This is a genomic window from Sphingobacterium puteale, from assembly GCF_003627955.1.
GTDB lineage: Bacteria > Bacteroidota > Bacteroidia > Sphingobacteriales > Sphingobacteriaceae > Sphingobacterium > Sphingobacterium puteale.
Genome location: NZ_RBWS01000009.1, coordinates 186,627 through 199,272, shown reverse-complemented (window position 1 = coordinate 199,272; position 12,646 = coordinate 186,627). Strand labels below are relative to the sequence as shown.

Sequence of the window (12,646 nt, the reverse complement as noted above, 5' to 3'; positions counted from 1 at the left end):
GTCTTCGCCTTTAGTTAACAGTAAAAAATATATAAATTGGCATCAATGCAAAACCAATGCTGATAATAATGGAATAAGTAATCCCAATTGCTTTAAACCAACGGACAAATTTTGGATGATACAGGCCCAGGGTCCGCACCGCGCTATGAATTCCATGGATAAGATGATAACATAGGGCCACCATTGATAAGACGTAGATAAGTACGTACCACCATTGTTGAAACACCGCAATAACCAATATATAGAGGTCCTTATTTCCTTTTGCATCCAATGGCGGAGCGCCAAACTTATATACATACCAGAAGTTCTGGAAATGGATCACCAAAAAAATAAGAATAAGTGTCCCCAGAATCCCCATGTTCCGCGAGTACCATTTGCTCGCTCGTCCACGACCGTCTGACTGATAGGTACTGGCCGCTTTCCTATTCTTTATCGTGATGACCAATCCGTCAATAGCATGCAGTATAATACTCAAATAAAGCACATAGGAAACTATTTTTATCAGGATGTTTCCCGACAAAAAATGTGAATACGCATTAAATTGTAAATGCGCTTGCTCCCGGGGTAAAAATAATTGCAGGTTTCCTAAAAAATGGATCAGCAAAAAGAAGGCGAGAAATAACCCCGTTAAACACATGAGCATCTTCTTTGATAAGGTCGATAGCATAAGCTTTTTTCTTTAATAATAACCAATGACTTTCATCCATAATCCTCCTATGCCCATATAGATAATAAGTAGGACGATTCCGATTTCAAGTCCACGCAACCACCAGGACTTGAGATCAACATAACCGCTACCAAAGAATACCGGTGCAGGCCCGTGCCCGTAATGTGTTAATACGCCGTATATGGACCCGAGGAACCCAAGCATCATGGCCAATAACATGGGTGGAATACCTAATGATACCCCAACGCCTAACAAAGCTGCATACATTGCAGCGACATGGGCTGTAGCACTCGCAAAGATGTAATGGCTAAAGAAGTACACCAAAATAATTACCGGAAAAGCAACTTGCCAGCTCAGCCCTCCAATCTGTACCTTGATCAAATCACTAAACCAGCCGATAAATCCAAGTTCATTAAGCGAGCTGGCCATCATCACCAAAACGGCAAACCAGACAATTGTATCCCAGGCCCCTTTCTCCGCCTTTACATCCTCCCAAGTCAGTACCGAAGTCAGCAAGAGCAAAGTCAGGCCGATAAATGCGGTTGTGGTCGCATCAATAGATAGTGATCCGCCGAAAATCCAAAGCACTAGGAGAATAAAAAATGCCAATAACATCAACCATTCATTTCTGGATATTGGTCCCATTTCCCTTAATTTTTCTGCGGCCATTTTAGGTGCATCGCCCGTCTTTTTTAGCTCCGGTGGATAGAGTTTATAGAGTACCAGTGGAACAACAAAAAAGGCTACTATTCCAGGAATAAATCCAGCTACAGCCCAAGACATCCAGGTAATGTCAATTCCAAGATTGGCGGCAAACTTCTGACACATTGGGTTACTCGCCGTTCCGGTTAAAAACATAGAGGATGCAATCAAATTCATGTAGTAGCTGTTCAATGTCAGATAGGAACCTAATTTTCGATGCGTCTCAGGTTTATCAGGTACAGAATCGAAGCTAATGGCCATGGATTTCATAATCGGATAAATGATTCCACCCCCTCTGGCCGTATTGCTGGGTATCGCAGGGGCCAAACATACATCTGCCAACCCCAAACCATAAGCCAGTCCAAGCGAACTTTTTCCAAATACACGAATAAAAAGAAATGCGATACGATTCCCCAAACCCGTTTTGATAAAACCTCTCGCAATGAAAAAAGAAATTCCGATCAACCAGATAACTTTGTCTCCAAAACCGGTCAGTGCTTTGGTAATCGATTTACCGGCATCTCCCGGCGCGAGTACTTGCGTCAGTGCCGTGAAAGCGATAGCCATCATGCACATGGTACCCATTGGCGCTGCCTTCAGAATGATACCGAGTATCGTAGCAGCAAATATGGCAAACAGGTGCCAAGCTTCAGGACTAACGCCCTTCGGGACTGGAATAAACCACAAAATGAGCGCAACAATAAAGGTGATGGCCACATTTCTGATACTAATTTCTTTCATAAGAATTGCGATTTAAAAGATTAGAATCTACTTTGTACTTGAACAATAAATAAATTTCTATTGTATTCATTGGTATTCGGAGTCTGCTTTCTATAGCGGTCGAGCTGCAGACCGAGCTGTATCCGGGCACCGTAATTTTTTAAAAACTCTAGACCAAACATGGGTGTATACGTCTGCCTTCCATTTGCATTTAATTTATAGTTTGGGTCAATATATTCGTAACGACAGGAAAGCTCAAATGCACTGAGATTGTAATAGTTAACCTCGTACCTTAAATTGGGAAGGAAGTAGATACCCCGAACGAGATAATCACTTAGCTTTGATGTCCGCGCTTCCTCATTCTGCGTATAGTATAAGTTATGATTTATGGCCTGTTTCGCTTCCAGTTGCATATCTAGGTTCCATCGCTTTCCAAAATCCACATTCCCGCTCAGATCTATTCCCAGTGCATGAACCTGCTTTTTCATGACCTCACCAATCCCGCCATTTAACCCGAGATTGACGTTATATTTTTTTGAAAGCCCGAATACCAGACGTGTTGAATATTGTTTTCCGTTATCATTATCAGCGACTTGATTTTTACCGTTTCCATTGACAACGGAAAGGGAATAACTGAATGGCATATCTCCTAAATTAACTTCCCCTGTTGCGGCCATCCCGATCTGAAAACTTGCCCAGCCCAACTTGCCAAATTCAAGATATTGATTTGACCAATCCAAGGATTTTATAATATCTATCGGATAGGTTTCTTCAATGCCAAACCAAGGTCGGAATTGACCAACTGTAATGGCCAGCTTAGGGCTAAAAGTATATTTTAGGTAAGCGTTTTCAAGTACCTTGGTTTTTGGGTCGCTTTTAAAATCAGCTAGGTTGGCAAGCACAGCCACTTCAGTGCGCTTGCTAATCTGCGCACGCATCTGCACCCGCATATACTTTACCATAAAATTATTGTCTGTCCCTGTGCCATCGCTGTGATGAAGCCCATTGACATCGACATCTTTCGTTGTGCTCACAAGATACCGTGCCTGAAAAAGTCCCTTGATCTGCAGTTTAGGATAGGTTACCTCTCCTTTGCTTTGCTGTAAAGAATCTTTTTTTGCCGGCTCAACCGACCCCGGCTCCTGCCCATGGACAGTTGTATGGAGCAATAAACACAAGACAAAAATTGGAATATAAAATTTCCTCATATCTAAAATAATTAGCTATTCACTGGTAGCCCAGCACACTTTTCAATGTCAATAATGTATATTAATTATTCTTGCTCTATTAACATATGAATGAATGAATGGTTTTAAATTTTTAATAAAATTTATAACTCAAAGAAAATGATTGCAAATTATATTGGGAAAGGAGTAAATTCCCCGTTTTTGTGTATTTTCACGGTGGATGTAAAATGGATGCTAAATTCTAAACCACGGTCAATATAACCTTAAAGATTTTCATGAATTGGCGGCATCCTGTTGAATAAATTTTAGAATCAATAAATCATATGAAAGAACAATTAATCAGAAAATGCCGTATCTGTCTACTATTAATTATCTGTGGATTTTTAGTCCCTGTTTCCAAAGCCGCAGAGCACGAGAAACCGGCAATGTTTTGGACCTGGCTTGATTATAATCCAAACATAAATTTTGACTCGATCTGTAGGGAGATGAATTATTTGGGAATAGATGGGGTTATGCTAAATGCAGCAAGTCCTGATGAATATCGCGTTGCAATTCCAATTGCAAAAAAATATGGCATACAGGTAATTGCATGGTTGTGGACTATGAACCTGGAACATGATCGCGATAAAATTCTAAAAGAACATCCAGATTGGTTCAGTGTCAATAGAAATGGAAAGAGCCTGGCTGATACCACCGCCTATGTAGGTTACTATAAATTTCTTTCGCCCGTGGTACCAGAAGTTAAAGACTACATTAAACAAAAAATTCAGTCTTATTGTGAAGTTGAAGGTTTAGCAGGAATATCCATAGATTATAACCGCTATGTCGATGTTGTATTGCCGACGACGCTATGGCCAAAGTACAATATCGTCCAAGATCGCGAATATGCCGCGTGGGACTATGGATACCATCCAATTGCGATAGAAAAATTCAAAAAGCAATACGGTTATGATCCAAGAGCTCAAAAAGATCCTTCAAAAGACTTAAAATGGAGGCAGTTTCGTTGCGATCAGATCACTGAAATGGCTAATATGATTGCGGATGTTGTACATGCGTACGGAAAGACAATGGCCGCCTCTCCTTTTCCTACTCCCAAAATGGCTTCAAGAATGGTTCGCCAAGATTGGGGGAAATGGAATCTAGATCTTGTATTTCCTATGGTCTATAGTAACTTTTACACCGAAGATCCAAGCTTCATAAAAGATTGTACCTTGGAAAATGTGCGGGATAAAGCAAACCATACCACCCTTTATTGTGGTTTAATGGCTAAAAACAATGATGAAATGTTTGTCGATATGGATGAGGCATTGAACAATGGTGCCCAGGGTATTTCTATTTTCACCATACATAGTCTTCAAGATCCAAAAATTAAGGAGCGTTTTAGAGCCTATACAGCAGCTGCGAAATTAAAAAAAGAAAAAAATAACGGTACTTTATCTCCAATTCAGGGGCATAAAGTTGAAAACGATCCTTTCAGAAAAGTCGGTATTATGAAATTGATCACGCAAAAAATTCAGGACATGGTAAAGGCTGAAAATCCGGCTGCCCGTCCCGTAGCGTTGTCAAAATACAAACAGGTTGACAACTATGATGTAACAAAAAAATATCTTGTGAAGGATAAGGTCAGTAAAAAGAATTTCTATGTCACCTTCTTCTTCTATGGCGACATTCTTTCAGGCTGGAATGTTGATCCTGTACCGCCGAATAGCTAAAAATAGGCCTACTTTGCTAACTTTGGGATTTCATAAAAAGATTGAAGACATGAATAAAACTTTTGGTTTGATAACAGCGCTGTTTGTCCTGAGCTATACAGGCGTGACAGGCCCCTGCCTTGCGCAACGAACAGCGACTGAATCGACAGTACGGGATACGACAACCTTAGATCAAGCAACTTTAAATACCATTCTCGAAAAGAACCGTCTATATTATAAACAAGGAAAAGTTGCAGATTATATACCCGAACTGGGCAAAACAAATGCGCAATCCCTCGCACTTTCAGTTGTCAATAGCAATGGTACCGTCGTCAGCGCCGGAGATATCCGGCAGAAATTTACAATCCAGAGTATATCGAAGATCATCGCGCTGATGATTGCGGTCCGGGAAAATGGCGAAGAAAATGTTTTTGATAAAATGGGTTATTTTGGTACAGATAAGCCTTTCAATCATTTTGGCAATCTAGAGACAATGGGAAAACCGCTTAATCCGATGATGAATTCGGGTGCCATACTGACCACAGCTCTTATTAAAGGAAAGGGTGAGGAACCATTTATTAAAATCCTTAATATGATCCGTTTCATCACAAACAATGAATATATTGATTATAGCCATGCTGTGTATAACTCAGAACGGGAAATGGGGCATCGAAATCGCGGTATGTTCTATATCATGCGAAACAATGGCTTAATTGATGGCGAAGGAGAAGAAAAACTCAATAACTATTTTAAACAATGTTCGATCGAAATCACCGCCGAAGATCTGGCCAAAATAGGTTATTTTTTTGCCAATCACTGCGTTCGTTATGATGGAAACCGACAATATCGGGACCCAAATCTATCCCAGCTAATTCAGTCACAGATGTTAATTGCAGGCATGTACGAATTCAGTGGTGAATATGCACGTACGGTTGGCTTGCCTAGTAAATCCGGTGTCGGTGGCGGAATCACGGTCAGTGTCCCCGGTAAAATGGGGATAGGTGCCTTTAGTCCCGCTTTAGACCAGCATGGCAATTCGCTTGCAGGTTACCGCATGATCCTTGATCTGGTAAAAACCATGCAACTCAGTCTTTTTGATTAAAAGATTAATATCTGTTAATTAACCCTTTATAAAACCGAATTCCTATTTCACTTGTTTATTCCTCGGCCGACATAGCTATATGAAGGCTAAGGAAATATTAAATACCAAAAATTAAACCAATGGTCAGAACAGAAACAATAATCGCTGTGGAAAGTGTTCCAGCAAGTTCATTATTTTATCAGAAACTACTGGGCTGCAACAGCGCACATGGTGGCGAGACTTTTGAGATACTAACAGTCGATAACCATGTCATTTTATGCCTTCACAAATGGGGTGAACACGCACACCCTACACTACTCCAACCCAAAAATGCCGGAAATGGTCTCATCTTATTCTTTCGGGTAGCCAATCTCCAGGAGGTATTTGAAAATGCCACCAAACTCGATGCTACTTTCGAAAAGGAAATTCATTACAATGAAAACTCCCTAAAAAATCAGTTTATTCTTCGGGATCCGGACAACTATTACCTGATGATATCTGAATAAGAAGATTTGTCCGTGAATAATTCTTATCGACGAAGATGCTAAATGCGGCTTTGACTGGCTTTCTTAAACCAGTTTAAGTTTATTATTCAATCTTTCCTTCAACTTTGTCGTATAAAAATATAACACAATGACAGCACGATTAAATATTGCAAAAGTAGACGCCACAGCGTACAAAGCAATGATGGGTTTAGAAACCTATCTTACCGGGACTTTTTTAACTCCTATCCAAAAAGAGCTTATTAAGATAAGGGCATCGCAAATTAATGGATGTGCTTTTTGCCTGGATATGCATACAAAGGACGCATTAAAATATGGTGAAACTCCACAACGGATATTTTTGCTGAACGCTTGGCGCGAAACCGAATTGTTCAATACCGAAGAACAGGTCTTATTGGAGATGACAGAGGAAATCACATTAATTCATCAAGAGGGCTTAACGGAACAAACCTATCAGAAAGCAAAGAATCTTTTTGATGAAAAACAAATTGCACAGATCATCATCGCTATTATTACGATCAATGCCTGGAACAGAATCGGAATAAGCACACACTTAGAATTATTGAAATAGCGAATAACCCCGTGTAAACATACAAGACATTGACAAAAAAAAGTATTTAGAACGCATTCAAATGTGCTCTAAATACCTTTTTTATTTTTCTTGAAGACAAACCGAATTAACGGCGGCTCATCAGAATACGCAAGATATACCAAAACAGCAACATAATCGAAGAAAATAGCTGCAATGCTGCTCCGACATATTGCTCATTGCCATAGTTATATTTTAGATTTTGTGTCTGGTATAAGATGCTACCGGAAGCGATCAAAACCATGAATACAGAAAACCACAGCCCTAGTTGAAATCCAAATATTGCACCGGCGACAATTGCACCTAAAGCCAGGAAGCCCCCAATAACAAGGATGTTTTTCAGAAAAGAAAAATCCTTATTTGACATAAAGGCCACTGCTGTCAGCGCTGTAAACAGGGCAACAGTCATGATACTTGCCTGATAAAGCATACTCGCTCCATCAGTCATCGCTGCAGCAATGAAAATCATCGGCAGGAAAATAATTGCCTCCAACACGATGTAGAATGCCAGACCCATATACTGAGTCTGTCGGCTTTGGGCTAGGGTCCATCTGGAAGAAAGCGATGCTCCCAGCCAGAAACAACCAAGAAGAAATAACCAGATAAACTTTCCACTGACCATCCATACGATAAAATCATAAGGCACTAATTTTATCAAAAGACTTTCTAAAACGATAAATGCCAAAATGGAAAGGGCAACATGAAGATATGTTTTCTTATAGAAAACGCCCCTTTCGGCCTCATCGTTAACAAGTAAATATTCTTGTGATTCCATAAAACAAATAAAATAAGATACATTAATATAAATTAAAAATAAGCATTAATTCTATTTTTGCAAGAAATAACTTTAGTGGTGAGGACAAAAAAAGAACCCCGCCTAGCGGGGTCCATTCAAACAAACAACTTATTTCCAGCCTCCTCCCAAATCTTTGTAGACATTGACCACAGCATTCAGCTGTTGCTTCTTAGTTTCTATTAATTCAAGTTTTGAATCCAGTACGTCACGTTGTGTCATCAGCACTTCCATATAGTCGGCACGTGCCGATTTAAATAGATCACCTGAAACGGTAACCGAATTATTGAGCACCTCAACTTCTTTGGTCTTAAAATCATAACTCTTTCCAAGATTCTCGATATTGGATAGTTGTGTGGATACTTCGAGATAGGCATTTAGAATCGTCTTCTCGTAGTTATAGACCGCTTGTATCTGTTTTGCATTTGCGGTATTGAATTCTGCTTTCAGCCCATTTTTGTTCAACAGCGGCGCTGCCAGCTCACCTATAATATTGTACAACATGGATTCGGGCATTTTAAATAGGTAGGACGGTTTAAAAGCTTGCAAGCCAAGGGCAGCCGATATCTCCAGAGATGGGTAAAACTCTTTTCTTGCAATCTGTACGTCCAATTTAGCAGCCACCAATTCATATTCTGCCTCACGAATATCAGGTCTATTGCTCAACAATTGACTCGGTATCCCTGCTTGTACTTTGGCCGGTACCATATCTACGAAACTGCTTTTATCACGCTTTATCTCCTGCGGGAAACGTCCTAAAAGGAAATTGATCCGGTTTTCTGTTTCTTTAATCTGTTGCCGTGTCTCGAATTCCATGCCCTTAGTTTTCAATACTTCGGCCTGAAATTTCTGAACAGCAAGTTCCGTTACACGTGCCGCTTGCTTCTGTAGTTTGATTACTTCCAGCGCATTGTCCTGCACCTCGATATTTTGTTTGATGATCGTCAGTTGGTTATCTAACGCCAACAGTTCATAATAAGAGCGGGCAACCTCTGCAATAAGGCTGCTCAGAACAAAGTTTTTACCTTCGACTGTCGCAAGATAACGGTTCAATGCTGCCTGTTCGGAATCTTTTAGCTTCTTCCAGACGTCAATCTCCCAGCTGGCATAAGCCCCTATCGTTAAATCACCCAGTGGATCGGGCATTTCCTTGCCGGGCGTTATCTCTGTGCTGGCATCACCTGCCCCTTGACTGGTATACCGGCCGACTTTTTCCACCCCCCCACCGGCGCGCAAACCTATACTTGGTTTCAATGCTCCTTTTCGCAATAAGATATCGTTTTTGGCGATTGCCAATTCCTGCAAAGTCACATTTAACTCCTGATTATTTTTTAATGCGGTGTCAATTAAGGTGACTAAATTGGGATCGCTGAAAAAATCGCGCCATTTCACGCTCGCCGAATTCATTGTATCCAGTGCCGATGCTTCGGCAAATTGTTGTGGCACCTGCTTATTTTCTTGAATCTGTGTCGCTTTAGGGACTTTACAGCCGGTCACCGCCGCTGACAAAAGAACTCCTATCACCAAGTGTTTATATTTTTGATTAGCCATTGTTATCGATTTCTTCTGTTAATGGATTTTCATCCTCATGTTTGATGAGCTTGCGTTTGGAAGCAATTGTTCCAAAAACAAAGTAAAGACCCGGTATGACAAGGATACCAAACACAGTTCCGAATAACATACCTCCTGCTGCTGCCGTACCGATCGTCCGGTTGCCGATCGCTCCTGGTCCGGAGGCCAACACCAATGGAATCAAACCTGCAATAAATGCAAACGATGTCATTAAGATAGGTCTAAACCTTACTTTGGCACCCTCCAATGCCGCTTCGATAATACTTAGCCCCTGCGCATGCCGCTGTGTGGCAAATTCAACGATTAAGACGGCATTCTTACCGAGCAAACCAATGAGCATAACCAAGGCTACCTGAGCGTAAATATTATTCTCCAGTCCAAGGACCTTCAACAGGAAAAATGCACCGAAAATACCAATTGGCAAGGAAAGCAATACCGCAAACGGCATGATAAAGCTTTCATACTGTGCCGATAAAATAAGGTAGACAAAGCCCAAACAGATCAGAAAGATATAAATAGCCTGGTTACCCCGCCCCACCTGGTCTTTGGAGATACCGGCCCAATCTATGCCATAGCCCTGTGGTAAGCTTTTAGCAGCAACTTCGTTGATTACCTGAATCGCTTCGCCACTGCTATATCCCGGGGCAGCAGAACCCGAAATCTCGGAGGCCATGTACATATTATGCCGTGTGATCTCAGAGAGTCCATATACCTTTTCCATATGCATAAATGCGGAGAAAGGTACCATCTCATCCTTGTCATTTTTCACATATAATTTCAAGATATCTTCAGGAAGAGCTCTATACTGTGGCAACGCCTGCACCATGACCTTATATTGTCGGTCATATTTAATAAAGTTGGTTTCGTAGTTACTGCCCACCAAGGTCGAGAGTGTATTCAGTGCATTATCAATCGTAACACCTTTTAATTGAGCCATATCATTGTCAATATGAAGCATATATTGTGGAAAGCTCGCACTATAAAAGGTAAAAACAGAGGATAGCTCAGGTCGTTTATTCAATTCCCGGACAAAATCCTTACTCACGGTCTCCATTTTCTTGTAGTCACCAGAGCCGGCTTTATCCAAAAGCCGCAATTCAAATCCTCCGGCGGCACCATAGCCCGGTACTGCTGGTGGCTGAAAAAATTCAATGGAAGCACCGGGAATATTTTTTGCGGCGTTTTCCAGCTGTTCGATAATTTCCTGTGAGGATTCCTTACGCTCCTCCCAGCTTTTTAGATTGATCAGACAAGTTCCGGTATTGGCTCCGGTTCCCTCAGTTAATATCTCATAACCTGCCAACGAAGAAACGGACTGTACACCATCAATACCCTCCGCTTCCTTCTGCAAGGTTTGAGCGGCCAAATTTGTCCGCTCTAAAGTCGAACCTGGCGGCGTTTGGATAATAGCATAAATCATTCCTTGATCTTCATTTGGAATAAAACCTGCCGGTACGGCATTATTTAAAAAATAAGCTCCGATACAGAATCCGATCAACACCACAAAAGTAAAGAGACGCCTGTCGACAATGCCTTTCAGCAAGAAGACATATTTGTTTGACATTTTATCGAACATGCGATTGAAGGCGTCCAAAAATTTGTCCACAACGCTTTTTTTGCGTGCCTTTCCATGGTTGTTCTTTAACATAATGGCACAGAGTGCAGGCGTCAGCGTCAGAGCTACTATACCCGATAAGATAATAGAAGTCGCCATTGTAATGGAAAACTGGCGATAAAATATACCGACAGGTCCAGACATAAAAGCAACGGGTATAAATACTGCCGCCATTAAGAAGGTTATCGCAATGATCGCTCCACTGATTTCGTGCATCGCTTTCTTCGTCGCCTGATAAGCGGAAATATGCAATTCCTCCATCTTGGCGTGTACCGCCTCGATAACGACAATAGCATCATCAACCACCACGCCAATGGCCAATACAAGGGCAAACAGAGTAATCAAGTTGATTGTTATACCAAAAAATTGCATAAAAAGAAACGATCCTACTAAGGAAACCGGCACCGCAATAGTCGGAATCAATGTGGAGCGCCAATCCCCCAAAAATAGGAAGACAACGATTGCCACCAAAATAAATGCTTCAACTAGGGTATGAATAACCTTTTCCATTGAGGCGTCCAAAAATTTAGAGACATCATAACTGATCTCATAGTCCAGTCCCTTTGGAAATGAGCTTTTCAGTTCTTTCATTTTGTCTTTAACATCCTGGATAACCTGAGAAGCATTACTGCCATAGGATTGCTTCAGCACGATTGCAGCAGACGGTTTTCCATTTAAGGTTGAATAGATATCATACATTGCCGAACCGAATTTGATGTCCGCAATGTCCCTCAGACGCAACATTTCACCGTTGGCATTTGTACGCAATACGATATTGCCGTAGCCTTCTGTCGTGGTAAAACGTCCGGGATATTTCAGCACATATTCAAAGGACTGTGACGTAATACCCGATGATTCCCCGGCCTTACCCGGAGATGCCTCCAAGCTTTGTTCTGAAAGAGCTTTCATTACCTCCTCCGCTGAAATTTTATATGCTGTCATACGATCAGGTTTCAACCAGATCCGCATGGCCAATTCCCGTGTTCCGAGAATATTTGCCACACCAACGCCATCGACACGCCGCAGCTCAGAAACGATGTTCATATCCGCGTAGTTGTACATAAAATTTCCATCGAGATCTTTATCCTTACTAAACAGGTTGATATACATCAACATATTGGATTCTTCCCGTGTAATCTTTACCCCTTCACGGACAACAATGGGGGGAAGTTTATTGACAACAGAAGCCACACGGTTCTGTACGTTCAAAGATGCTTGATTTGGATCCGTGCCCAGGTTGAACACCACCTGTATGCTAGCCTCGCCGTCGTTACCGGCGTCTGAAGCCATGTATTTCATTCCGGGAACACCATTTATGGCACGTTCAAGTGGAATGATCACTGATTTGATCATCAATTCCCCATTCGCCCCCGGGTATTCCGCTGTAATATTTACTTTAGGTGGCGATATGGACGGAAACTGAGTTACCGGAAGTTGTACCATTGAAAGAATCCCCAGAAACACAATGATCAGTGATATGACGATCGAAAGTACAGGTCTATTTATAAAACGACTAAACATGTTAT

General features: G+C 41.4%; 10 protein-coding genes. 4 read left to right on the top strand and 6 right to left on the bottom strand.

Annotated features, from left to right (window positions below):
• Nucleotides 1–10 precede the first annotated feature (10 nt).
• Genes D7322_RS13445 through D7322_RS13435 form a run of 3 tightly spaced genes read right to left on the bottom strand, consistent with a single transcriptional unit; the run spans nt 11 to nt 3,297 of the window.
• Complete coding sequence (locus D7322_RS13445) at nt 11–667, bottom strand: succinate dehydrogenase cytochrome b subunit (protein ID WP_121124705.1); 657 nt, start codon at nt 665–667, stop codon at nt 11–13.
• A 12-nt stretch (nt 668–679) separates the two neighbouring features.
• Nucleotides 680–2,110 carry an anion permease gene (locus D7322_RS13440; RefSeq protein WP_121124704.1) on the bottom strand — a complete coding sequence of 477 codons (1,431 nt, stop codon included), beginning with the start codon at nt 2,108–2,110 and terminating at the stop codon, nt 680–682.
• 20 nt (nt 2,111–2,130) lie between these two features.
• Nucleotides 2,131–3,297 carry a porin gene (locus tag D7322_RS13435; protein ID WP_121124703.1) on the bottom strand — a complete coding sequence of 389 codons (1,167 nt, stop codon included), beginning with the start codon at nt 3,295–3,297 and terminating at the stop codon, nt 2,131–2,133.
• A 302-nt stretch (nt 3,298–3,599) separates the two neighbouring features.
• Between D7322_RS13435 and D7322_RS13430 the strand changes: the two genes are divergently transcribed.
• The 4 genes from D7322_RS13430 (at nt 3,600) to D7322_RS13415 (ending at nt 7,122) form a co-directional block, all read left to right on the top strand.
• Nucleotides 3,600–4,988 (top strand): family 10 glycosylhydrolase, encoded by a 1,389-nt coding sequence (locus D7322_RS13430; RefSeq protein ID WP_121124702.1) that lies wholly within the window; start codon nt 3,600–3,602, stop codon nt 4,986–4,988.
• 49 nt (nt 4,989–5,037) lie between these two features.
• On the top strand, nt 5,038–6,069 hold the full coding sequence (gene glsA, locus D7322_RS13425) for a glutaminase A (protein WP_121124701.1): 1,032 nt from the start codon (nt 5,038–5,040) through the stop codon (nt 6,067–6,069).
• 119 nt (nt 6,070–6,188) lie between these two features.
• Nucleotides 6,189–6,554, top strand: a complete 366-nt coding sequence (locus tag D7322_RS13420) for a VOC family protein (protein WP_121124700.1) — start codon at nt 6,189–6,191, stop codon at nt 6,552–6,554.
• A gap of 127 nt (nt 6,555–6,681) precedes the next feature.
• A complete protein-coding gene (locus D7322_RS13415) occupies nt 6,682–7,122 on the top strand; it encodes a carboxymuconolactone decarboxylase family protein (protein ID WP_121124699.1) in 441 nt (146 codons plus the stop codon).
• Nucleotides 7,123–7,228: 106 nt separating this feature from the next.
• Here the strand turns inward: D7322_RS13415 and D7322_RS13410 are convergent, their stop codons facing one another.
• From D7322_RS13410 to D7322_RS13400, 3 genes are all read right to left on the bottom strand, one after another.
• Nucleotides 7,229–7,915 carry a Bax inhibitor-1/YccA family protein gene (locus D7322_RS13410; RefSeq protein WP_121124698.1) on the bottom strand — a complete coding sequence of 229 codons (687 nt, stop codon included), beginning with the start codon at nt 7,913–7,915 and terminating at the stop codon, nt 7,229–7,231.
• 129 nt (nt 7,916–8,044) lie between these two features.
• Entirely contained in the window at nt 8,045–9,484 is a 1,440-nt protein-coding gene (locus D7322_RS13405) for a TolC family protein (protein ID WP_121124697.1), read from the bottom strand.
• Nucleotides 9,477–12,641 (bottom strand): efflux RND transporter permease subunit, encoded by a 3,165-nt coding sequence (locus tag D7322_RS13400; RefSeq protein WP_121124696.1) that lies wholly within the window; start codon nt 12,639–12,641, stop codon nt 9,477–9,479. Before D7322_RS13400 ends, D7322_RS13405 begins: the two co-directional genes overlap by 8 nt.
• Nucleotides 12,642–12,646 lie beyond the last annotated feature (5 nt).

Bases quoted from the DNA above. Each gene is read 5' to 3' on its own strand.
- D7322_RS13440 (WP_121124704.1), bottom strand. From the start codon at position 2,110: ATGAAAGAAATTAGTATCAGAAATGTGGCCATCACCTTTATTGTTGCG.
- D7322_RS13435 (WP_121124703.1), bottom strand. From the start codon at position 3,297: ATGAGGAAATTTTATATTCCAATTTTTGTCTTGTGTTTATTGCTCCAT.
- D7322_RS13405 (WP_121124697.1), bottom strand. From the start codon at position 9,484: ATGGCTAATCAAAAATATAAACACTTGGTGATAGGAGTTCTTTTGTCA.
- D7322_RS13445 (WP_121124705.1), bottom strand. From the start codon at position 667: ATGCTATCGACCTTATCAAAGAAGATGCTCATGTGTTTAACGGGGTTA.
- glsA (WP_121124701.1), top strand. From the start codon at position 5,038: ATGAATAAAACTTTTGGTTTGATAACAGCGCTGTTTGTCCTGAGCTAT.
- D7322_RS13430 (WP_121124702.1), top strand. From the start codon at position 3,600: ATGAAAGAACAATTAATCAGAAAATGCCGTATCTGTCTACTATTAATT.
- D7322_RS13410 (WP_121124698.1), bottom strand. From the start codon at position 7,915: ATGGAATCACAAGAATATTTACTTGTTAACGATGAGGCCGAAAGGGGC.
- D7322_RS13415 (WP_121124699.1), top strand. From the start codon at position 6,682: ATGACAGCACGATTAAATATTGCAAAAGTAGACGCCACAGCGTACAAA.
- D7322_RS13420 (WP_121124700.1), top strand. From the start codon at position 6,189: ATGGTCAGAACAGAAACAATAATCGCTGTGGAAAGTGTTCCAGCAAGT.
- D7322_RS13400 (WP_121124696.1), bottom strand. From the start codon at position 12,641: ATGTTTAGTCGTTTTATAAATAGACCTGTACTTTCGATCGTCATATCA.